Origin of the sequence: Streptomyces sp. NPDC005408, from assembly GCF_040606445.1 — a bacterium.
GTDB lineage: Bacteria > Actinomycetota > Actinomycetes > Streptomycetales > Streptomycetaceae > Streptomyces.
On record NZ_JBEXEX010000010.1, the window covers coordinates 124,162 to 144,863 of the forward strand.

Sequence of the window (20,702 nt, forward strand, 5' to 3'; positions counted from 1 at the left end):
TTTTCCCGGTCCCTCCTTCGGAGCGAGCGCATGGCAGGACGGCACTGGCCCGTGATCGGCCCGGGCGAGAGGCTGGCCCTGAACCGCATGGGCAGCTTCGACTGGGATCTGCGGAAGGGGACCTTCGAGCTCGACGAAGCCGGTCTGGCGGTCTTCGACCTCGGCCCGGGGGAGTACGACGGCAGGCCCGATTCCCTCGGCTCCCGGGTGCCTCCCGAGGAGAAGCTCCGCCTCGATGCCGCCTACGAGGAGGCCATTGAGCGCGGGCGGTCCTCGTACGGTGCGTACTTCCAGGTGAGGCGCCGCAACGGGGTCAGGCAGTGGACCCACGCACGTGGGCGCATCCTGCGCGATGCGCAGGGCCACGCCTACCGGGTCGTCGGAATCGTGCGCAACGCGACCACCGAGCTGACCGAATTCACGGTGATCAGCCCACTGGAGGCGGACCGGCAGCGGATGACCGCCATGGTCCAGGGCACCACGGAAGCGCTGTCGCGAGCGGTGACCGTGGACGATGTCACCGCAGCCCTGACGGGCAGTGGCGGCCTGGAGCGCTTCGGCGCGGACGGGCTGGCCCTGGCACTGGTCGAGGGCTCCACGCTCAAGATCATCGCTCTGTCCGGGAAGGCGACCGAGCTCCTGGCCGATCTGACTCTCAATCGCCTGGACAAATCGCTGCCGCTCGCCGAGGCCGTCCTCACACAGCAGCCGCGGTTCGTGACCTCGCTGGCCGAGCTCGCCGACCGGTTCCCGAAGCTGAAGCCGTACGTCGAAGGGTTCGGAGTCGACGCGGCAGCCTTCCTCCCTCTGGTCGCCCAGGCGCGTCCCATCGGCGGGCTGGCGCTCTTCTACCGGGGCCGGACCAGATTCTCCGCCGAGGACCGCACCCTGTGCCTGGGGCTTGCGGGAATCGTCGCCCAGTCGCTACAGCGAGCTGTTCTCTTCGACAAGGAACGGGAGTTCGCGACCGGCCTGCAGGCCTCCATGCTGCCGCGCCACATCCCGGAGTTCACCGGTGCCGAGATCGCCGTGCGCTACCACGCGGCGTGGAGCGGCCGGGAGGTGGGCGGCGACTGGTACGACGTCATCGCGCTCCCCCGGGGGCGGGTCGGGATCGTCGTCGGCGATGTCCAGGGACACGACACCCACGCGGCCGCCATCATGGGCCAACTGCGTATCGCACTGCGCGCGTTCGCGGGCGAGGGGCACGATCCGTCCACCGTGCTGGCACGTTCGTCGCGCTTCCTCGCCGAACTCGACACCGAGCGCTTCGCCACCTGCACGTACGCCCAGGTCGACCTGGTGTCAGGAGGTGTACGGGCCGTCCGCGCGGGCCACTTGGGGCCGCTGATCCGGCACACCGACGGACGGGTCGGCCGGCCGAACCTGCGCGGCGGACTCCCGCTCGGCCTGGCCACGGCCTTCGAGGAGGAGGAGTACCCCGAGTCCCGGCTCGACCTGGTACCCGGCGAGACCCTCGTCCTGTGCACCGACGGCCTGGTGGAAGAGCCCGGCCTCGACATCGCGGCGGGGATGGACGCTCTCGCCGACGCTGTGCGTACGGGCCCCCAAGAGGCCGGAGCGCTCGCCGACCATCTGTCGGACCGGCTGTGGCAGCGGTGGGGGACCGGTGACGATGTCGCACTGCTCGTCCTGCGCCGGGCCCCCGACCCCGGAACCCATAGGGCGCCCCGAATCCACCTGTACATCCACCAGGCCGACCCCGAGGGGCTGGCCGAGGCACGCACCGCGCTGCGTCATGCTCTTGAGGACTGGGAGCTGGCCGGGCTGGCGGACGACGTCGAACTGGCCGCCGGGGAACTGCTGGTGAACGTACTCCTCCACACGGAGGGCGGCGCTGTCCTCACGCTCGAAGTCCTGCCCGAACCGGTACGGCGCGTGCGGCTGTGGGTCAAGGACCGCTCCAGCGTCTGGCCGCGCCGCAGGACGCCCGGCGAAGCGGCCACCTCCGGAAGGGGACTGATGATGATCGACGCCGTTGCCGCCCGCTGGGGCGTGGAGCCGCGGGGCGAAGGGAAAGCCGTCTGGTGCGAGTTCGAACCGCCCGGCCGGAACGGCTATTCGCCCGGCCATGACGGTTCTTGAGGAAGCGGCGCCCGCGGTACAGGCAATACAAGGGCAGTTGAAGCGCTGTACGAGCCGCTATGCGAGCAGCTTGGTCTTGGCCTTCTCGAATTCCTCCTGCGAGATATCGCCCTTGCTCTTGAGTTCGGAGAGTTTGGCCAGCTCGTCCGCCTGACTGCCACCGGGGCCTGCCGCTTCCCTGACGTACTGCTGGAAGGCCGCTTCCCGTTCCTTCACCTGTTTGACGTCCCGTTCGCCCATGGTGCGACCACGTGCGATGAGATAGACGAAGACTCCCAGGTACGGCAGCAGGAGTACGAAGACGAGCCAGCCTGCCTTGGCCCAGCCGCTCAGGGAATGGTCACGGAAGATATCCGTGATGATCTTGAACAGCAGGAAGAACCAGATTATCCACAGGAAGAACCACAGCATCGTCAGAAACACATTGAGAAGCGGGTAGTCATCCATGGCCGGCTCCGATTCCGTTTCGTTAATTCTTTGATACACCCGGTCGGCTCACACCGCATGAGGAGCAGCGGTGGCCTCGGTCGCGTCGGCCTTGGATACTCGTACCGCTCGTCCGCACGGCAGACGGAAGGAAAACGACCATGCTCACGAACAGCAAGGCATTCAGCGGTTTCGCGGTCAATGATCTGCAGAAGGCCAAGGAGTTCTACGGCCAGACGCTCGGCCTTCGAGTCACCGAGGAGTCCGGCGGCTCCGGTGGCATGCTGACGCTGCATCTCGGGAGTGGCGCGGAGATCTTCGTTTACCCCAAGCCGAACCATGTCGCGGCGAACTTCACCGTGCTCAACTTCCCGGTCCCCGACATCGACGAGGCCGTCGACGAACTGACCCGGCGCGGCGTGACCTTCGAGCGGTACGCCGGCTTCGACCAGGACGAGAAGGGCGTCATGCGTGCCGAGAGCCCGCCGATCGCCTGGTTCACGGACCCGGCCGGGAACACCCTCTCCGTACTGCAGATGGACTGAAACTCCCCCTGCCACGCCCCGCGAACCTCACTCGGTGGTTCCACAGCGAAGCCGGTCGCCCGTGACGGGCGCCCCTTCCACGCTGCTTCGGTCGTGGACCACCTTGACGACCGATGCGGCCTTCGAACCGACGGTGATGTCGAAGACCGGGCCGTGCCCCGCGACGGGGCGCAGCTTGGCGCCGGGGATCGCTGCTTCGAGGGTGGGCGCGTAGCGGGCCCGGTGCGGGTCGTAGGTGATGACGGTCGCACCCTTCGGGCGCGGCTGGTCGGGCCGGCCCGAGGTGTTCTCGATCACGAAGCCATTGGCGCGCAGCGCTCCGGCCACCTTCGCATCCGTCACCCGCACGCGAACCCAGGACGGCGGAATCTCCACCGGGACGTCCATGCTGGGCCGGATCCGGGCGTCACCCATGATCGACCGGTCTTTCCGCAGGGCCTCCCACAGTGCCGCGGAACGCTTCTTGTCCCACAGCAGCGTGGAGCCCCACGCGGGCACCCTGTGATCGAAGTCCGACATCGGAACGGTCGCGAACTCGGTCTGATCTGCATTCAGCCCGCCCAGCAGGGAGCCGAGATGCGCCAGATCCGCGAGGCTGGTGTGTGCGTCGACGCGTACGGACTTGCGCAGCGTGAGGGCCGTGCGGACAGCGGCGGCCGGGTCGGCGAACGCCCCTTCGTCCCTCAGTCGCGAGAGCATGTCGATGAGCAGGCGCTGCTGCCGCCGGACCCGGCCGAGATCGCCGGGCGGGTCGACATGGCGGGTGCGGACATAACGAAGCGCGCGGCGTCCGTCCAGTCGGCTCGTTCCCGCCGACAGCTTCAGTCCCGAGCCGAGGTCCAGCAGGGGCTTGTCCGTACACACCTTCGCGCCGCCGAGGCGGTCGACGGTGTTCACGAAGCCGGTGAAGTCCGTCTCGAGATAGTGGTCGATCTTCAGGCCGGTCGCCTTCTCCACGGTCCGTACCGTGAGATCTCCGCCGCCGTGCGCAAAAGCTCCGTTGATTTTTCCGGAGTGCCGCGGATGAGAGTGATGGGCGAACTCCACATAGGAGTCACGGGGAATGGAGACCGCGGTCATCCGTCGGCCGTCCTCGGCGAAGTGCACCAGCATCATCACGTCCGTGCAGTCGCAGCCCTTGCCGCCGACATGCAGACGTTTGATCTCCTCGGCTGACATTCCTGTACGGCGGTCGATTCCGACGACGAGGACATTGGTGCCGTGGGATTCGTCCGCGCGGGAGGACGGGGATGCGGATTCGGCTGCCCAGAGGGAGCCGCCCGAGGCAAGCGTGGCGATCAGAACAGCCGTGACGGTAAAGCTGCGCACAGAGGTCTCCTCCGACATCGGGTCCCATGGGATCTCAACCGGCCAACCGACAGAAGCACGGAATGCGTGCCGCGTTCGGTATTGACCCGGCGAATCCGGTGCGAGGTGTCGGGCGATCGGCCGATGCGCGGGCCATTCGAGGGAAAGGGACCCAAGAAGGGGCCGAGTAAGAGGGGCAGGGCAAGAGGGGCCGCCCGCGGAGAAGCGGGCGGCCCCTTTCCGCCCGGGGACCGGGAGACGGAGGTCAGCCGGTGATGATCGCCGGGTCACTCACACCCGGCAGGCCGTTCTCGACATGCCCGGCGAACCGGCGCAGGAACGTCGCGTTCGTGTCGGACACCACGCTCAGGTCGTACCAGCGCTTGCTGCCGCGCAGATCCACCGTGTGCACGATGCGCCCGCCCGCGCGCACGGTGAACGTCTGCTTCGCCCCTCCGTACGCCTGCGTCACCGTGAGACGGCAGGTGGCGCTGCCCGCATTCGTCATCGTCAGCTCGATGCTGCCGCCGGCGGCGATGTGGCGTGCCGTCACCTCAGGGCCCGCGGTCTTGCCGGGCCCCTTGAAGGTGCGCAGGAAGCCGTTCGGGCCGTACACCGACAGGTCGTACACACCGTTGGAATAGGCAGTGTTCCAGGTGTCGGAGAGCTGCTTCCCGGCGGCGGCGGTGTACGTCCACGGTCCGTCCGTGCGGTTCCCGGACGCCACCAGGAACTGCGCACCCGCCGAGGCGCCACCGCTGAAAGTGAGCGTGAAGCGGCCCGTCGACGGCGTCGATGCCCCGTCCACCAGCGGCGCGTAGCGCAGCGGACGCGCGGGCCTCGAACCCGCCTCCTGCTTGGGCAGCGCGGGCTTGGCCGGAGGCTTCGGGACATAGCTGGGGTGCCGGGCCTTGTCCGGCGGCTCGTATCCGTCGGTGTCCGGCAGCGCGGCGGGATCGGTGTTCTTGAGACCGAAGTCGAAGGCCGAGGTCAGGTCGCCGCAGATGGCGCGCCGCCACGGCGAGATGTTCGGCTCGCCAACCCCGAACCGGCTCTCCATGAACCGGATGACCGACGTGTGGTCGAAGACCTCGGAACAGACGAAGCCGCCGGTGCTCCAGGGGGAGACAACCAGCATGGGCACGCGCTGGCCGAGGCCGTAGGGCCCTGCGGCGTAGCTCGCGTTGCCGCCGAAGCTGTCGAGGGCGGTGTCCACCGTCGACAGGCCCTGTGCGGCCGAGGCCGGCGGGTAGGGCGGCGTTACATGGTCGAAGTACCCGTCGTTCTCGTCGTACGTGATGAACAGCGCCGTCTTGCTCCACACCTCGGGGTTGGAGGTGAGGGCGTCCAGCACCTGCGCGATGTACCAGGCGCCGTAGTTCGCGGGCCAGTTGGGGTGCTCGGAGAAGGCCTCGGGCGCGGCGATCCAGGAGATCTGGGGGAGCTTGCCGGCCTTCACATCGGCCTTGAGGATGTCGAAGTAGCCGTCGCCGCCCTTGGCGTTGGTGCCGGTGCGGGCCTTGTCGTACAGCGGGTCGCCGGGCTTGGCGTTGCGGTACTTGTTGAAGTACAGCAGGGAGTTGTCGCCGTAGTTGCCCCGGTAGGCGTCCTCGATCCAGCCCCAGGAGCCGCCCGCGTCCAGGCCGTCGCCGATGTCCTGGTAGATCTTCCACGAGACCCCGGCCTGCTGCAGCCGCTCCGGGTACGTCGTCCAGTCGTAGCCGGCCTCCTGGTTGCCGAGGACCGGACCGCCGCCCTTGCCGTCGTTGCCCGTGTGACCCGTCCACATGTAGTAGCGGTTGGGGTCGGTGGCTCCGATGAACGAACAGTGGTACGCGTCACAGACGGTGAACGCGTCCGCGAGCGCGTAGTGGAACGGAATGTCCTTGCGCGTCAGATACGCCATCGTGCCCGCGGACTTGGCGGGTATCCACTGGTCGTACTTGCCGTTGTTCCAGGCCTTGTGGCCGCCCGCCCAGTCGTGGTCGAGACCCGCGATGAACTGCATGCCGAGGTCCTCGGCGTCCGGGTGGTACGGCAGCACGTCCTTGGAGCCGTCCGACTGGTACCAGACCGACTTGCCGGGGCCCGTGGAGACGGGGCGCGGGTCGCCGAAGCCGCGTACGCCCTTCAGCGCACCGAAGTAGTGGTCGAACGAACGGTTCTCCTGCATCAGCACGACGATGTGCTCGACGTCGTTGATGGTGCCGGAGCGGCGTGCCGCGGGGATGGCGGCGGCACGGTCGATGCTGCTCGACAGGGCAGCGAAACCCGCGGTCGCGCCGGCGATCTGCAGGAAGCGCCGCCGATTGAGTTCAGGCATGAGTGTGGCCCTCTTGGGGTGAGGAAACAGAAGCGAGCGGAGTTTCCAAGAGGAACCAGCGGAAGGGAAGGGGTGGTGTCGTACATGTGAAAGAGCGACGTACTCACCGCGAACACCCCGGCGACACCCCGGCTTCCGCTCAGGAGGCCGGGCCCGCCCGTGACACGGTCCAGTCGAGCAGGTCCTCGGCGCCCCACGTGTTGATCACGCGCTCGGTGGGCACCTCGCACTCCTCGGCCCGGGCACAGCCGATGATCTGCCATTCGAGCTGCCCCGGAGCGTGTGCGTCGGTGTCGACGGAGAAGAAGGTCCCGGCCGCAACGGCCTGCCGCAGCAGGCGCTTGGGGGGATCGAGCCGCTCGGGCCTGCTGTTGATCTCGACCGCTGTGCCGTTGGCCGCACAGGCGGCGAAGACCTCTTCGGCGTCGAACTGCGACTCGGGCCGCCTCCTTTCGGCGACCAGCCGGCCCGTGCAGTGCCCCAGCACATCGGCCAGGGGATTCTGAACCGCCTTGACCATGCGCCGCGTCATCGCAGCCGATTCCATGCGCAGTTCGGAATGGACCGAGACGACCACGAGATCCAACTGGTCCAGCAGCTCCGGCTCCTGGTCGAGCGAGCCGTCCGTGAGGATGTCGCATTCGATACCGGTCAGCAGCCGGAACGGCGCCCAGTGACGGTTGAGTTCCGCCACGATCTCCAGCTGCTCGCGCAGCCGCTCGGCGGACAGGCCATTGGCGACGGTCAGCCGGGGGGAGTGATCGGTGAGCACGGCCCACGCGTGCCCCAGGGCGATCGCCGTACGCCCCATCGCCTCGACGGGGCTGCCGCCGTCCGACCAGTCCGAGTGCAGATGGCAGTCGCCGCGGAGCAGAGCACGCAGCTGCCGACCGCCTTCGGCGAGCGGCCCGGCCTCGTCCTCCAGTCGCTGGAGATAAGCCGGTACGTCACCGGCCAGGGCTTCCCGCGCAACTCCCGCAGTCTTCGGGCCGATGCCCTTGACCGCCTCCAGCGAGCCGGACTCCGCGCGGCGGCGGATCTCTTCGTCGGACATCTGCGCCAGGACGGCGGACGCGGTGCGAAAGGCACGGACCCGATACGTCTCCGCGCCACTGCGCTCCAGCAGAAACGCGACCCGGTCCAGCGCCTCCACGGGGTGCATCTCGTCTCCTTCGCACCGTGCCGGTGGGACCACCGGTTCCCGGCCGTTCCTCCCACTGTCGCCCGCTGCGGATGCGACGGCATGCCGGACGGTCTCCGGCGGCTCCCGTCAGCGGTCATCGCTGACGGTAGTCACGCGAATGGCGGGTGTGACCACCCCGGGCGAAAATGAACGGCCGGATGACTCTTCCCGACGTACGGCAGGCCCGCTGCGGCCGTCCGTGCCCAGGTGGCCCGGAACGGACCGCCCGCTGGTGCTTTCACTCAAGGAGGGCACTGATGTTGATGCCGGACACCGCTGTGATCGCCCGCCTGATGGCCCGCTATCGGGCGCATGAACACCACTTTCTGCGTGCGCCCCACGATCACAGTGCGCGGATGCGCTTCGAGGACACCGCGTACACGCTGTGCGTGCTGATGGGTGAGCGCAATGCCAGAGAAGCCGTCCTCGCGGCAGAGCGCTACATCACCCGGACCCGCCGGAAGAACCATTCCGCCGTGGACCGCCAGGCACCGACGGCACCCTGACAGGGGCCATGACTCGACGACTGCCCGGGCCTGCCCGCTCCCGAGCGGGCAGGATCGAGGCGTGCGCGATCTCGCCGAGTCCGTGAGAGCGCCGGTGGCCGAGCTCGTCCGCCGGCGCAGGGAACCCGCCGTCGTCCAGACGGTACGGTCGACGGCGGCCGCGACCATCTCCTACGTCGTAGCCCTGCAGCTGAGCAGCGAACCCGCGCCGCTCACCGCTCCCCTCACGGCGCTCCTCGTCGTCCAGGTGACCCTCTACCAGACCCTCACCACCGGCATCCGCCGGGTGAACTCCGTCGTCGCGGGCGTACTGATCGCCATCGGCTTCAGCGCGCTCGTCGGCCTCACCTGGTGGAGCCTGGGCCTGATCATCCTGGCGTCCCTGGTGGTCGGACGGCTGGTCCGCGTCAGCGAGTTCGTCCCCGAGGTCGCGATCAGCGCGATGCTCGTGCTCGGGGTGACCCGGGTGGGGGTCACGGCCTGGGACCGGGTACTGGAGACACTGATCGGCGCGGTGGTCGGGCTCCTGTTCAATATCGTGTTCGTGCCGCCGGTATGGGTGGGTCCCGCCGGTGACTCCATCGAGGACCTCGCCCGGCGCATGCGCCGACTGCTCCTGCGAATCGGCGATGAACTGAGCGGCCCCACTCCCGTCGAACTCGCGGCCGCCAGCCTCCACGAGGCACGCCGCCTCGACAACGACATCGCGGACGTCGACGGGGCCCTGCGCCAGGCGGAGGACAGCCTCCGGCTCAATCCACGGGTCAAGGAAGGGCTGCTGCACCGAGTCGTGCTGCGCACCGGTCTGGACACCTTTGAGATCTGCGCGGTGGTTCTGCGCGTACTGGCCCGCACGATGACCGACCTCGCCAAGAAGCGCGGCGAGGAGGACTTGTTCCCACCCGAGGTGGGCGTCGCTCTCAAGGAACTGCTGAGCCATGTCGCCGATGCCCTCGTCAGCTTCGCCGTCCTGGTTACCACACAGGTGAGCCGCAGCGCCGACGCGGCGGAGTCCCGGCTGGCCGGTGAACTCGCCGCCGCCGCGACCGCCCGGGAAAGGGCGGCGGAACTGCTGCTCCAGGGCGTTCAGCGGCATCCACGCCACTGGCAGCTGTACGGTGCGCTGCTCACCGAGATCGACCGGATCCTGGACGAGCTCGACATGGACCACCGCTCCCGGCGCCTGATGGAGGAGCTGGACCGCGTGACCCGGGAACAGCGCGAACGGCACCCGCAGATCTCCGCCGTACGGCGATGGGCGCACGACAGACGATCCAAGCGGACCGCGGCCCGCTGACGCACGCGGTGGAGCGGCTACGCGGCCTCCCGCGTGACCTGCTCGCGCAGATGCGAGCAGCAACGGCTGATCAGCCGGGACACATGCATCTGGGAGACGCCCAGGTCATCCGCGATGCTGCTCTGGGTCATATCGCGGAAGAAGCGCAAGTAGAGGATGCGCCGCTCGCGCTCGGGGAGCCTGCGCAGCTCCGGTTTGACCGCCTCGCGGTCCACGACCACGTCGATCGCCGGGTCGGGTGTGCCCAGCGTGTCACGCAGCGCGTATCCGTCCTCAGAACCGGGAAGTTCGGCGTCAAGGGAGAGGGCCGAGAAACTCTCGAGAGCGTCGAGACCTTCGAGCACCTCTTCCTCGGTCATACCGGTGTGTTCGGCGATTTCGGCGGCGGAAGGGTCGCGGCCGGGGATGGACTGGGCGAGGTCCTGGCGGGCGAACCGGACGCGGTTGCGCAGATCCTGGACCCGGCGCGGTACATGGAGGGCCCACATGTGATCGCGGAAATGGCGTTTGACCTCGCCGACCACGGTCGGTACGGCGTAGCTCTCGAAGGCGTGGCCACGGGACGGGTCGTAGTGGTCGACGGCCTTGACCAGGCCGAGGGCGGCGACCTGCCGCAGATCCTCGATCGACTCTCCGCGGTTGCGGAAGCGGCCGGCCAGTCGGTCCGACATCGGCAGCCAGGCGTACACGATCTCCTGGCGCAGTCGCCGGCGCTCGGTCCCGTCGGGCAGCGCGGCCATCCTCCGGAACGCGTCCGCGGTGTCGGGGGCGTCGTCGTGCGGATGCCTGGCGTGTGCGTTGGTGCGCATGGTGCTCCAGCTCCCTGAGAGAGGTCTTCCTCATTCGGCGGGCAGATTCGGATCGCCGGGGAGGGCCTGCCGGACAGGATCGCTGCACGCCCGGAGCTCGCTCCCACGGGACGTGCCTCCTGTCCGAAGCACATGACGCAGGTGCCCGCTCGATCCGCACGGAAACGTGCCGCTGATGGCGCCGCTCATGTCCTCGGCAGTCGGCTGCGCCGGGTGTGGGGGCGCGGGCAGCGGGTACCTTCCCTGGGTCTCGGGAAGGGGCCTCGGGAAGGTGAGCCGCGAACGGGCCCGGTGGCGGTGCCGGTCGCGCCCTGCCAACGTCGGAAGCATCGACATGACCGGATGGACGTCGAGGAGCGGGAGAACCCCATGGTGTCGGGAGTTGCCGGGCAGCCGCAGGGGGATGGTGCCGCCGCGAAAGGACGCTTCGGCGTCAATGTGAGGCCGGTCGGCGGTGCCGTCGTACTAGCACTCTCGGGCGAGCTCGATCACGACACGGCCGAGCCCCTGCGTGAGGCCCTGGCGGATGCGGTGGAGGCCGCACCCGACCAGATCGTGGTCGACTGCGCGAACCTGAGCTTCTGCGATTCCACCGGCCTCAATGTGCTGCTGCGGGCGCGGCTGGCCGCGCGCGAGGCGGGCAGTCGGCTGGCACTCTCCGCGCTGCGGCCGCCGGTGGCGCGCATGTTCGACATCACCGGAGCCCACGCGGTGTTCCCGGTGTACGCCGGCCTCGACGAGGCGCTGGCGGACGAGCGGCCGAAGTAGGCGAGGAACGCATGGGCGTGAGCGTCCGCGGGCAGGGGCAGACCCGCCGACTGGCGCTGTTCGGCACCAAGGGGGTCGTCGGCCGCTGCCGTGACTTCACCGAGCAGGCTCTGGCCGACTGGGGGTGGACGCCCGCCGGGACGCGGCAGGACGCCGAGCTCGCCGAGGACGTGCTGCTGCTTGTCTCGGAGCTCGTCACCAACGCCTGTCTGCACGCCGGCGGGCCGACGGAACTCATGCTCAACCAGACCGGCGACCGGCTGCGGATCGAGGTCGCCGACGCCAGCCCCGAGCATCCGAGGCCGCGGTTGCCGCAGGTCGTCTCCCAGCCGGGCGGCCATGGCCTCATCGTGATCGAGCGGCTCGCGCGGAGCTGGGGCTGGGCACCCGTGGGCGAGGGCAAGGTCGTCTGGCTGGAGGTCGGCACTCCTACGCAGGCCGGATGGGATGGGCAGTCCCCGTAACCGGTAACGGCTCCGGAACCTGTGGCGGTTCAGGGCCGGGCATCGGGAAACCTGAGGCGGTTCAGGGCCGGGCGTCGTCGTCGAGCAGTGCGGCCCGCAGCGTCGCGTAGATGCCTGCCAGTAGCCGCGAGACATGCATCTGGGACAGGCCGAGCCGGGCGCCGATCTCGGACTGCGTCAGTTCTTCGCCGAAGCGCAGCGAGAGGATCAGCCGGTCCCGCTCCTCGAGCGAGGCGATCACCGGCTTGAGCGATTCGACGGCCTCGACGATGTCGAACGCCGGGTCCTCGCTGCCCAGGCTGCGTGTGACCGCGCTCAGGGCGTCGTCCTCGTTGACCGGGGAGTCGAGGGAGCGGGCCACGTAACCGTTGGCTGCCTGCTCGCCCTCGACCACCTCGGCCTCGGTGATCCCAAGATGTCCGGCCAGCTCGGCGGCCGTCGGGGGGCGGCCCAGATCCTGCTCCACGACATCGCGGGCCCTGGCCAGGTCGATCCGCAGCTCCTGGAGCCGTCGTGGCACCTGGACGGCCCAGCTGGTGTCGCGGAAGAAGCGCTTGATCTCGCCGACGATGGTCGGGAGGGCGAAGCTGGTGAACTCGATCCCGCGCTCGACGTCGAAGCGGTTGATCGCCTTGATGAGGCCGATCGTCCCGACCTGGATGATGTCCTCGGCCGGCTCGGACCGGTTGCGGAAGCGCTGAGCGGCGAATCTCACCAGGCTGAGGTTGAGCTCGACCAGCGTGTTGCGGACATACGAGTACTCCGCGGTCCCTTCTTCGAGCGTGGCCAGCCGCTTGAACAGGGAGGCCGACAGGGTCCGTGCGTCCATGGTGCTGACCGACAGCGGATCCTCGATCTCCGGCAGGCCGTCCATGGCCCTGCGGCCTGCGACGTCGTGTCGCGTCCGCGGGTTCGCCGTGGTGTCGGCGGCCCGGTCGGTCTGCATCGGCTCGGTCTGCATCGGCGCGGTATCAATCCTGCTGGACATGAGGCTTCCTCGACGGGGCGGGGGCCGGCGCTGCCGGGTACAGCGGGACCGTCGTATGAGCATCTGCCTTGAAGATGCCCATTTGGAGTGCTTTGATGCAGGCCGATTGGGCACCCGCACGGTATGGATCGGGCACAAAGGGAACGGCTGACGTCCGACAGCCTCCGATTTCCGCTGGACGGCGGGCCGGGCGTAGTAGGGCGGTGCCGCGACCTGACGCGGCAGGTGCTCGACGAGTGGTACGGCCTGTCCGGCCGCGAAGGGAGTGCCCTGAAGGCGGACGTCCTGCTGCTGGTCTCCGAGGTCGTCACCAATTCCTGCCTGCACGGCGGAAAGCCCGTCGAGCTGAGGCTCGGCCGCACCCCCGGGCGGCTGTGGGTCCAGGTCACCGACACCAGCCCGGTACGGCCCCGCGCGCACGGCCCGCACCGGGCGGCCAGGTCGTCGGGGCACGGCCTCCATCTGCTGCAGCGGCTCTCCGACGGGTGGGGATGGACGCCGCGCGGAACGGGCAAGGCCGTCTGGTTCGTGGTGAGCGTTCCCGAGTGACCGAGTGACCGAGTGACCGAGTGACCGCGCCGGTGACCGAGTGCCCGGGTGAGCTGGGGTTTCCCCGCGCCCGGGGTGTCCGCGCCGGTACAGCGTGTCAGAGTGGGGAGAGCCGCCACGACCGCCTGTCCGCCGGTTCGGACAGCACGGCGCCGTGAGTCACGACAGCGCGAGGTCAGCGATGGATGTGTCTGCCCATACGCCCGATCCACAGCGGGCTCGGCCTCCCGCGGAGCTGAGTGAGGACGGGCTGAGGAAGCTCCTGGCCGGACTCACGGCCGTACGGGACGGAGACCTCTCCACCCGGCTCCCCGACGACGCCGGCGGACTCATCGGAGAGATCGCGACCATCTTCAACGCCATGGTGGAGCAGCTGTCGCTGGTCACCTCCGAGGTCACCCGGGTCGCCCGTGAGGTGGGCGGCCAGGGACTGCTCGGCGGTCACGCACGCGAACCGCATGTACGGGGCGTGTGGCGCGAGCTCACCACCGGCGTCAACACCATGGCCGACAACCTGACCTCGCAGGTGCGGTCCATCGCCCAGGTCGCGACGGCCGTGGCGCGCGGCGACCTCACCCAGAAGATCAGAGTGGACGCCCGCGGCGAGATCCTGGAGCTCAAGGAGACCATCAACACGATGGTGGACCGGCTCTCCTCGTTCGCCGAAGAGGTCAGCCGGGTCGCCCGCGAAGTGGGCACGGACGGAAAGCTCGGCGGGCAGGCCACCGTCCGCGGAGTGTCGGGCACCTGGAAGGACCTGACCGACAACGTCAACTTCATGGCCAACAACCTCACCAACCAGGTCCGCAACATCGCCCAGGTCACCACCTCCGTGGCACGCGGCGACCTGACGCGCAAGATCGATGTCGACGCGCGCGGGGAGATCCTCGAGCTCAAGACCACCATCAACACCATGGTCGATCAGCTGTCGTCCTTCGCCGCCGAGGTCACGCGTGTGGCCCGCGAGGTGGGCAGCGAGGGCCGTCTGGGCGGCCAGGCCGAGGTGGAGGGCGTTTCCGGTACGTGGAAGAGACTGACCGAGAACGTCAACGAACTGGCTGGGAATCTGACCCGGCAGGTGCGTGCCATCGCGGAGGTGACCAGCGCCGTCGCGGAGGGCGACCTCACCAGATCCATCACGGTCGAGGCCCCCGGCGAGGTCGGCGACCTCAAGGACAACATCAACGCGATGGTGGAGTCGCTGCGCGCGACGACACGGGCCAATGAGGAGCAGGACTGGCTCAAGACGCATCTGGCCCGTATCTCCAGCCTCATGCAGGGCACGAGAAGTCTCCCCGCGGTCGCCGAGCTGATCATGAACGAGGTGCCACCGCTCGTGTCCGCCCAGTACGGCGGATTCTTCCTGGCCCAGGACGAGGGCGAGGGACCCGAACTGGTCATGACCGCCGCGTACGGCGTGCCCGATGATCCGGCGGCGGGCCCCCGCAGGTTCCGGTTCGGTCAGTCCCTCGTCGGTCAGGCCGCACAGAGCCGCCACACCATCACCGTCGACGATCTGCCGCCCGGCTACGCGACCATCGTCTCCGGCACCGGCAGCATGGACCCCAGCAACCTCATCGTGCTGCCGATCGTCGTCGAGGAGCAGGTGCTCGGCGTCATCGAACTGGCGGCACTGCGGCCTTTGACCGTCATCCACCGTGACTTCCTGGACCAGTTCATCGAGACGGTCGGTGTGAACGTCAGCTCGCTGATCGCCAATGTGCGTACCGACGAACTCCTCGACCAGTCGCAGCGGCTCACGGCCGAACTGAGCACCCGCTCCGGGGAGTTGCAGGCCCGGCAGGGGGAGCTCCAGCGCTCCAACGCCGAACTCAAGGAGAAGGCGGCGCTGCTGGCCGACCGCAACCGCGACATCGAGCGCAAGAACCTGGAGATCGAGCAGGCCAGGCAGGAACTGGAGGCCCGAGCCCAGCAGCTCTCCCGCACCTCGATGTACAAGTCGGAGTTCCTGGCCAACATGAGCCATGAGCTGCGTACACCGCTCAACAGCCTGCTGATCCTGGCCCAGTTGCTCGCCCAGAACCTCGAAGGCAACCTGACGCAGAAACAGGTCGACTACGCCGAGGTGATCCACTCCGCGGGTTCCGATCTCCTCCAGCTGATCAACGACATCCTGGATCTGTCGAAGGTCGAAGCCGGAAAGATGGACATCCATCCCGAGCCGGTCCAGCTGCACCAGCTCCTCGAATACGTCGAGGCGACCTTCCGTCCGGTGGCGGGCGATCGCGGGCTCGAATTCCAGGTGGTCGCCGAGCAGAGCATCCCGGACGAACTGACCACCGACGAGGCCCGGTTGCGGCAGGTGCTGCGCAATCTGCTCTCCAACGCGCTCAAGTTCACCGAGGAGGGCAGTGTCGAACTCCGCGTCCACACCGTCACCGACGAGCAGCTGCCTCATGCCCTGCGCGACGCCGGGCAGGTGGTCGCCTTCCGGGTCACCGACACCGGAATCGGCATCCCCACCGACCGCCTCCAGAGCGTGTTCGGAGCCTTTCAGCAGGGCAACGGCACCACATCGCGCCGCTACGGCGGAACCGGACTAGGCCTGTCCATCAGCCGTGAGGTGGCACAACTGCTCGGTGGTGCCATCGTCGTGGAGAGCACGGTGGGCCGCGGCAGCACCTTCACGCTCTACCTGCCGGTCCGGACTCCGCACCGCGGGCCGCAGGACCGTGCGGACAGCCAGGAGCATGCCGGAGTGCCCCGCGAAGAGGAACCGGCCATGGGACACACGGTCCTGGTGGTGGACGACGACACCCGGAACATCTTCGCGCTGACCCAGGTCCTCGAGCGCGAGGGCATGCGGGTGCTCCAGGCGGACAACGGCAGCGCCGGGATCGAACTGCTCATGGAGCACGGCGAGGTGGATCTCATCGTGATGGACGTGATGATGGCCGGTATGGACGGCAACGCCACCATGGCCGCGATCAGAGAACTGCCCCGCTTCGTCGATGTGCCCATCATCGCGGTCACTGCCAAAGCGATGCCGGGCGACCGCGCCAAGGCCCTGGCGGCGGGAGCCAACGACTATGTCGCCAAACCCGTGGACGCGGACGACCTGATGGCGAGAATCCGTACCTGGCTGGCGCGCACCCGCTGACCGGGAGTTCAGCCGCCGACCGGGCTCCCGGATCTCCGTCGACACGGATCCGGAATCTCAGACGACACGGATCGCGATGAGGCTTGTGTCGTCGTCCGTGTCGCCCATGGCCGCGCCCAGCAGCCGGTCGGCCTGTTCCTCGACCTCGCAGGCGCTCAGCTCCTGCGCCGCCTGCCGCAGTGTCTCCAGGCCCTGGTCAAGGCCGTCGTGACGCCGCTCGATGAGCCCGTCGGTGTACAGCAGAAGAGTGTCGCCGGGCTTCAGCTGTGTGACCGTCTCCTTGTATCCGTAGGAGGGCACGGCCCCCAGCAGGATGTCGTGCGGCGGATCGATCAGCTGCGCCGTGCCGTCCCGCAGCAACAGTGGCGGCAGATGCCCGGCGCTCGCCCAGCACAGAGTCCGGTCGGCCGGATCGTAGAGTGCGCAGACCGCGGTGGCTGTCGGGTGCCCCTGCGTGTTCAAGGTGACCTCGTTCAGCCATTGCATGAGCCGCCTCGGGGTGTGCCCGGTGAAGGCCAGCCCCCGCAGTGCATTGCGCAGGGCGACCATCCCGGTGGCGGAGTCGATGCCGTGCCCGGCGATGTCGCCGACCGCGACCAGCACCTTGCCGCTGGGCAGCGGGAGTACGTCGTACCAGTCCCCGCCCACGCGGTACTCCTGGACCGCGGGCCGGTAGCGGGCCGTGGCCTGAAGCCCGGGCAGTCGCCGCAGCGCGGGCATCTCGGGGACGATCGCCTGCTGGAGCTGGAGAGCAAGCCGGTGCCGCAGGGCCGCCTGGGCCTGTACGGCGGTGAGCTGGTCGAAGGTCGCGGTGAGAGCCACCTCCGCGTGGAACCCGGCGGACACGTCCTGATAGACGCCGGTGAGCCCGGTGAGGACCCCTTCGTCCAGCAGTGGCTCCACGGCGATCCGCACATGCCGCAGCCCACCGTCGTCACGGATGACGCGGACGACCGCGACCGCGCCCTTGCGCCGCCCGGTGAGCGTCGTCAGAAGCTCGGTCAGATCGTCGGCGTCCTCCGGGTGCACGCGCAGTCGCAGCTTCGAGAGCGGAATCGGCTCCGAGTCCGGATCGACGCCGAGAATTCCGTACGCCTGCTCGCTCCAGGTCGATGTGCCGGTGACGAGATCGTCCTCGAACGGTGCGACGCCCTGCAGCCGGCTCACCGCGCGCGTGGTGGCCGTCCGGAGGTCGCTGGCGGTGTGCCACAGAACTACGGTGCGTTCGTCGCCCGCCGGCAGAACCCGCACATCGAGGAGAGGCGCGGGGGAGCCCTCGCGGTGCTCCGGAGGGATGCGGGCGGCGCGCTGGAGGGACATGCCCTCGTATGCGCGCCGCATGAGCGGCGCGAGATCGGCATGGTGCCGCGGGAAGGCGATTTCGAGAGGCTGCCCCACCGCCTGATAGGTCCCGCCGAGCGCTTCGGAGGCCGGCTCATTGAGGTGCTCGACGGACAGGGCGGAGGTGTCCGGATCACGGCGCACTGTCATCGCAGGATGGGCCAGGGCGTCGACCAGGTCGTCGAGCAGCGGTGACCGGGACGGTTCGGCCTCCGTGGCGTTGAGCACCCTCGCCGCCACGTCGATCAGATCGACGAGAGCCCGGCGGAGGTTCTCGTCGAGGTCCGCGGGCCCGGGCCAGATGACGAGAGCGAGCCCCACGGTCGTGCCCTGGAGCCGCAGCGGGAGCAGGGCGCGGGCGGCTTCGGGGCCCGGGCCGGGAAGGACGACGTCCCGGGGAAGGCCCGAGGCCAGCCAGATGGGAGAGCCTTCGGTGAGGACCGACTGAAAGGGCGTTGGGAGGCCCGGCGGGATCCACTGCCATCGGGCGGCTTCGGTGGCGCTCACACCGGCGTGTCCGGCCAGGCGCAGACAGTCGGACTCCATCCGCCGCCACAGCCAGAGACTCTGCACCCCGAGCGGACGCAGACCGCCCTCCAGCAGAGTGCCCGCAGCCTCGCCGACCGTGTCGTTCACTTCCGCGGCGGTGACGACGCGGCGTATCCGGCGTACTTCGGTGAGGGCGCCCTCGTCGCCGGTGGGAGGCGCGACGGCGATGGTTCCCGCCACGCCGTTGACGATGTCCGCGGCCAGGTCTTCCGTGCTCAGGCCGGTCGCCTCGGCGAGCCGGCCGAGGTGCTCGGCCGCCTCGGCGGGCGACGCCTGCAGCTGTGCCACCAGGATTCCGGTGGCCAGGTCGATCAGATGCTGTCGCGTGAGCTGCTCGTGGAGACCCGCGTTGTCGGCGGCAAGGCGGGCGAGCGCGGCGGACAGTTCGTCGTGCCCGCCGCTCGGGCCCGAAGGCTCCTGCGGAGGCATGATCACGACTACCCCCATCCCGGGCAGACGACGCGAAACCGGTGATCGCGCCCGATCTGGATTTTACGCGGCCACCATCCGGATTCGCCGCCCGCACGGTGAGGGAGCGTGCTGCGGGGAGTCCGGGACCGCGTCATCGCGCGGTGCTGTCCGGCAGAGCCGCGAGGGCGGAGCGCAGTGCCGTACGGACCGGCCTTGGTGGCGGCGGTCCGCCGACGGCGTCCACGATGCGCTGCGCGATGTCGCGGAGCTTGACGTTGGTGTGCTGGGAGACGTGCACCAGCACCTGCCAGGCCTCGTTCGGCGTGCACGATGCGGTCGCCATGATGATTCCGCGCGCCATGTCGATCACCGGGTGCGTACGGAGCGCCCGGCGCAGCCCCTCGACTTCCTCGCGCAGCGCCTGGGATTCCAGCTCCGCGCCGACGAGCCGGTACCGCGTCTCGTCCGAAGCCGCCCATGCCGTGGTGGCCGTGTCTTCGAGGGCAGGTTCCGGTTCGTTGATCCGCGCCATGGTGCTGCTCCCTTCCAGCCGCGGGCGGGGTCGGCACGTCTCTCCGTTCTCTTACGCGGCTGCCCAGGGAACCGGCCGGGACACATGGGTTTCGCCCGGGATGATCGAGGTACCTCGTCAGCACGTTCCCGCGTACGAGGGAACGCAGGCGCCGGACCGGTTGGGCCACCAGCTGCCGGCGCCGCCTACTGCCGCTGCGAGGTGGCCGTGAAGAAGGCACCGTCGGGGTCGCGCAGCGTCGCCTGAGGGCCTTGGGGCGTGGACTGCCGCTCCAGAAGAACGCCGCCGTTCTCCAGGGCCGCGTCGACGGTGGCTGCCACGTCCTTGACGGGGAAGTGGACATGCCAGCGGGGTCGGATCATGGGATCGGGCGTCTCTCCTGTCGCACCGGAACTGATGCGTGCGAGCACGTGCCCCTCGCTGCGGAGCACGACCTCGTCCCCCTCGTAGCTGACCTGGCAGCAGCCGGGGCGATCGGTTGCCCACTCAAGGACTTCCCCGTAAAAGATGGCGGCATCGAAGGCGTTGCGGGTCCGCAGGCGCAGCCAGGCGGGAGCGCTCTTGCGCCACCTGTGCCAGTTGGGGATGAGCAACCCCTCCCAGATACCGAAGACGGCGCCGTCCCGGTCCGCCGCCAGGGCCCCACGCCCCATGGAGAACGACATCGGGCCGACCGCGACCGTGCCGCTGCGCTCGCGGATACGCGCCGCCGCCTGATCGGTGTCGGTCACCGCGAAGTACGGAGTCCAGGCCACGGCGACCTGCAGCCGGGGCGCCAGCGCTCCGATGCCTGCGACCGGCGCTCCGTCGGAGAAGGCGACGCTGAACTCGTCGCCCATCCGGCCCTTGCGGAATCGCCAGCCCAGAACCGCGCCGTAGAAGTCCTGCGCCGCCTGGAGGTCCCGGGCCATGAGGCTGATCCAGCAAGGCGCACCGAACACGGACGCGCTCGATGTGGCAGTCGCGGAACTGACCGCTCTCGGTTCCTTGTCCATAACAGTCGGTGTCCCGATCGAATGTGCGTGCGTGAAGGAGGTGACGGAAGTCGGCTGACGCAGCCCATCTTCTCCCCGGGCGGGCCTCCTCGCGAGCGGCGCGAACGCCGGTGGCGACACCTCGCTGTTTTCCCCGTCCCTGCACGGGTACCCGGCCGTGACCATCCCCGCGTACGGGGACGCGCACAGATGTGTAGAGGAAGGTGAGACCTATGGGCCTGGGCGGGTGCATCATCCTGATCGCCGCCGGAGCGATACTCACGTTCGCCACCGACTGGAAGGTGCAGGGCGCCAATCTCGACGTGGTGGGCCTGATCCTGATGGCGGTCGGCATCATCGGCGTCGCCACGTTCACCAGCATCGCCAGGCGCCGTCGCGTCATCGTGCCGCCGTCGACGCCGGTGGTCGAGGCGGAGCGGGACCGCCGCCGCTACGAGTGACGGTGCCGGTTCGCCGCAACGGCTCAGGGGCACTCGCCGGG

The 20,702-nt window shown here is 69.0% G+C and carries 18 protein-coding genes; 9 read left to right on the forward strand and 9 right to left on the reverse strand.

The features are described 5' to 3' along the window. The first annotated feature begins 30 nt into the window (after window positions 1-30). Window positions 31-2,106 (forward strand): SpoIIE family protein phosphatase, encoded by a 2,076-nt coding sequence (locus tag ABZS64_RS12950; protein ID WP_355827356.1) that lies wholly within the window; start codon window positions 31-33, stop codon window positions 2,104-2,106. A gap of 57 nt (window positions 2,107-2,163) precedes the next feature. Here the strand turns inward: ABZS64_RS12950 and ABZS64_RS12955 are convergent, their stop codons facing one another. After that, complete coding sequence (locus ABZS64_RS12955) at window positions 2,164-2,553, reverse strand: SHOCT domain-containing protein (RefSeq protein ID WP_355827359.1); 390 nt, start codon at window positions 2,551-2,553, stop codon at window positions 2,164-2,166. A gap of 140 nt (window positions 2,554-2,693) precedes the next feature. Here ABZS64_RS12955 and ABZS64_RS12960 point away from each other — a divergent pair, with 140 nt between their 5' ends. Further along, a complete protein-coding gene (locus tag ABZS64_RS12960; RefSeq protein ID WP_355827362.1) occupies window positions 2,694-3,077 on the forward strand; it encodes a VOC family protein in 384 nt (127 codons plus the stop codon). Between the two features lie 27 nt (window positions 3,078-3,104). Here ABZS64_RS12960 and ABZS64_RS12965 read toward each other — a convergent pair whose 3' ends face one another. From ABZS64_RS12965 to ABZS64_RS12975, 3 genes are all read right to left on the reverse strand, one after another. Then, window positions 3,105-4,406, reverse strand: coding sequence for an LCP family protein (locus tag ABZS64_RS12965; protein WP_355827365.1), 1,302 nt, complete (start codon window positions 4,404-4,406; stop codon window positions 3,105-3,107). A gap of 244 nt (window positions 4,407-4,650) precedes the next feature. Beyond that, complete coding sequence (locus tag ABZS64_RS12970; RefSeq protein ID WP_355827368.1) at window positions 4,651-6,708, reverse strand: phosphocholine-specific phospholipase C; 2,058 nt, start codon at window positions 6,706-6,708, stop codon at window positions 4,651-4,653. Between the two features lie 139 nt (window positions 6,709-6,847). Further along, window positions 6,848-7,870, reverse strand: a complete 1,023-nt coding sequence (locus tag ABZS64_RS12975) for a PHP domain-containing protein (protein ID WP_355827371.1) — start codon at window positions 7,868-7,870, stop codon at window positions 6,848-6,850. 278 nt (window positions 7,871-8,148) lie between these two features. On the opposite strand from ABZS64_RS12975, the gene ABZS64_RS12980 reads away from it, so the two are divergent. Both ABZS64_RS12980 and ABZS64_RS12985 read left to right on the forward strand, forming a co-directional pair. Further along, window positions 8,149-8,397: a DUF5133 domain-containing protein gene (locus ABZS64_RS12980; RefSeq protein WP_355827374.1), complete on the forward strand. Its 249-nt coding sequence runs from the start codon at window positions 8,149-8,151 to the stop codon at window positions 8,395-8,397. Between the two features lie 61 nt (window positions 8,398-8,458). Then, window positions 8,459-9,694, forward strand: coding sequence for an aromatic acid exporter family protein (locus ABZS64_RS12985; RefSeq protein WP_355827377.1), 1,236 nt, complete (start codon window positions 8,459-8,461; stop codon window positions 9,692-9,694). A 17-nt stretch (window positions 9,695-9,711) separates the two neighbouring features. Here the strand turns inward: ABZS64_RS12985 and ABZS64_RS12990 are convergent, their stop codons facing one another. Continuing rightward, window positions 9,712-10,503, reverse strand: a complete 792-nt coding sequence (locus tag ABZS64_RS12990; RefSeq protein ID WP_355827380.1) for a SigB/SigF/SigG family RNA polymerase sigma factor — start codon at window positions 10,501-10,503, stop codon at window positions 9,712-9,714. A gap of 369 nt (window positions 10,504-10,872) precedes the next feature. Between ABZS64_RS12990 and ABZS64_RS12995 the strand changes: the two genes are divergently transcribed. Both ABZS64_RS12995 and ABZS64_RS13000 read left to right on the forward strand, forming a co-directional pair. Next, complete coding sequence (locus ABZS64_RS12995) at window positions 10,873-11,271, forward strand: STAS domain-containing protein (RefSeq protein ID WP_355827506.1); 399 nt, start codon at window positions 10,873-10,875, stop codon at window positions 11,269-11,271. Window positions 11,272-11,282: 11 nt separating this feature from the next. Next, window positions 11,283-11,735: an ATP-binding protein gene (locus ABZS64_RS13000; protein WP_355827383.1), complete on the forward strand. Its 453-nt coding sequence runs from the start codon at window positions 11,283-11,285 to the stop codon at window positions 11,733-11,735. A 61-nt stretch (window positions 11,736-11,796) separates the two neighbouring features. Here ABZS64_RS13000 and ABZS64_RS13005 read toward each other — a convergent pair whose 3' ends face one another. Continuing rightward, the gene (locus tag ABZS64_RS13005) at window positions 11,797-12,609 is read right to left on the reverse strand and encodes a SigB/SigF/SigG family RNA polymerase sigma factor (RefSeq protein WP_355827509.1); all 813 of its coding nucleotides are present in this window, start codon (window positions 12,607-12,609) and stop codon (window positions 11,797-11,799) included. Between the two features lie 237 nt (window positions 12,610-12,846). Between ABZS64_RS13005 and ABZS64_RS13010 the strand changes: the two genes are divergently transcribed. Both ABZS64_RS13010 and ABZS64_RS13015 read left to right on the forward strand, forming a co-directional pair. Further along, the gene (locus ABZS64_RS13010; RefSeq protein WP_355827386.1) at window positions 12,847-13,272 is read left to right on the forward strand and encodes an ATP-binding protein; all 426 of its coding nucleotides are present in this window, start codon (window positions 12,847-12,849) and stop codon (window positions 13,270-13,272) included. 181 nt (window positions 13,273-13,453) lie between these two features. Further along, window positions 13,454-16,393, forward strand: coding sequence for a HAMP domain-containing protein (locus ABZS64_RS13015; protein ID WP_355827389.1), 2,940 nt, complete (start codon window positions 13,454-13,456; stop codon window positions 16,391-16,393). 57 nt (window positions 16,394-16,450) lie between these two features. Here ABZS64_RS13015 and ABZS64_RS13020 read toward each other — a convergent pair whose 3' ends face one another. From ABZS64_RS13020 to ABZS64_RS13030, 3 genes are all read right to left on the reverse strand, one after another. Next, window positions 16,451-18,712: a SpoIIE family protein phosphatase gene (locus tag ABZS64_RS13020; RefSeq protein ID WP_355827511.1), complete on the reverse strand. Its 2,262-nt coding sequence runs from the start codon at window positions 18,710-18,712 to the stop codon at window positions 16,451-16,453. Window positions 18,713-18,845: 133 nt separating this feature from the next. Continuing rightward, window positions 18,846-19,226 carry an ANTAR domain-containing protein gene (locus tag ABZS64_RS13025; RefSeq protein ID WP_355827392.1) on the reverse strand — a complete coding sequence of 127 codons (381 nt, stop codon included), beginning with the start codon at window positions 19,224-19,226 and terminating at the stop codon, window positions 18,846-18,848. Window positions 19,227-19,411: 185 nt separating this feature from the next. Next, entirely contained in the window at window positions 19,412-20,221 is an 810-nt protein-coding gene (locus ABZS64_RS13030; RefSeq protein ID WP_355827395.1) for a VOC family protein, read from the reverse strand. A gap of 212 nt (window positions 20,222-20,433) precedes the next feature. Between ABZS64_RS13030 and ABZS64_RS13035 the strand changes: the two genes are divergently transcribed. After that, a complete protein-coding gene (locus ABZS64_RS13035) occupies window positions 20,434-20,661 on the forward strand; it encodes a DUF6458 family protein (RefSeq protein WP_355827398.1) in 228 nt (75 codons plus the stop codon). Window positions 20,662-20,702 lie beyond the last annotated feature (41 nt).

Coding starts and splice junctions, on each gene's coding strand:
- ABZS64_RS13030 (WP_355827395.1), bottom strand. CDS start 20,221: ATGGACAAGGAACCGAGAGCGGTCAGTTCCGCGACTGCCACATCGAGC.
- ABZS64_RS12995 (WP_355827506.1), top strand. CDS start 10,873: ATGGTGTCGGGAGTTGCCGGGCAGCCGCAGGGGGATGGTGCCGCCGCG.
- ABZS64_RS12975 (WP_355827371.1), bottom strand. CDS start 7,870: ATGCACCCCGTGGAGGCGCTGGACCGGGTCGCGTTTCTGCTGGAGCGC.
- ABZS64_RS13010 (WP_355827386.1), top strand. CDS start 12,847: ATGGATCGGGCACAAAGGGAACGGCTGACGTCCGACAGCCTCCGATTT.
- ABZS64_RS13035 (WP_355827398.1), top strand. CDS start 20,434: ATGGGCCTGGGCGGGTGCATCATCCTGATCGCCGCCGGAGCGATACTC.
- ABZS64_RS12970 (WP_355827368.1), bottom strand. CDS start 6,708: ATGCCTGAACTCAATCGGCGGCGCTTCCTGCAGATCGCCGGCGCGACC.
- ABZS64_RS13025 (WP_355827392.1), bottom strand. CDS start 19,226: ATGGCGCGGATCAACGAACCGGAACCTGCCCTCGAAGACACGGCCACC.
- ABZS64_RS13015 (WP_355827389.1), top strand. CDS start 13,454: ATGGATGTGTCTGCCCATACGCCCGATCCACAGCGGGCTCGGCCTCCC.
- ABZS64_RS12990 (WP_355827380.1), bottom strand. CDS start 10,503: ATGCGCACCAACGCACACGCCAGGCATCCGCACGACGACGCCCCCGAC.
- ABZS64_RS12980 (WP_355827374.1), top strand. CDS start 8,149: ATGTTGATGCCGGACACCGCTGTGATCGCCCGCCTGATGGCCCGCTAT.
- ABZS64_RS13005 (WP_355827509.1), bottom strand. CDS start 12,609: ATGGACGGCCTGCCGGAGATCGAGGATCCGCTGTCGGTCAGCACCATG.
- ABZS64_RS12950 (WP_355827356.1), top strand. CDS start 31: ATGGCAGGACGGCACTGGCCCGTGATCGGCCCGGGCGAGAGGCTGGCC.
- ABZS64_RS13000 (WP_355827383.1), top strand. CDS start 11,283: ATGGGCGTGAGCGTCCGCGGGCAGGGGCAGACCCGCCGACTGGCGCTG.
- ABZS64_RS13020 (WP_355827511.1), bottom strand. CDS start 18,712: ATGCCTCCGCAGGAGCCTTCGGGCCCGAGCGGCGGGCACGACGAACTG.
- ABZS64_RS12955 (WP_355827359.1), bottom strand. CDS start 2,553: ATGGATGACTACCCGCTTCTCAATGTGTTTCTGACGATGCTGTGGTTC.
- ABZS64_RS12960 (WP_355827362.1), top strand. CDS start 2,694: ATGCTCACGAACAGCAAGGCATTCAGCGGTTTCGCGGTCAATGATCTG.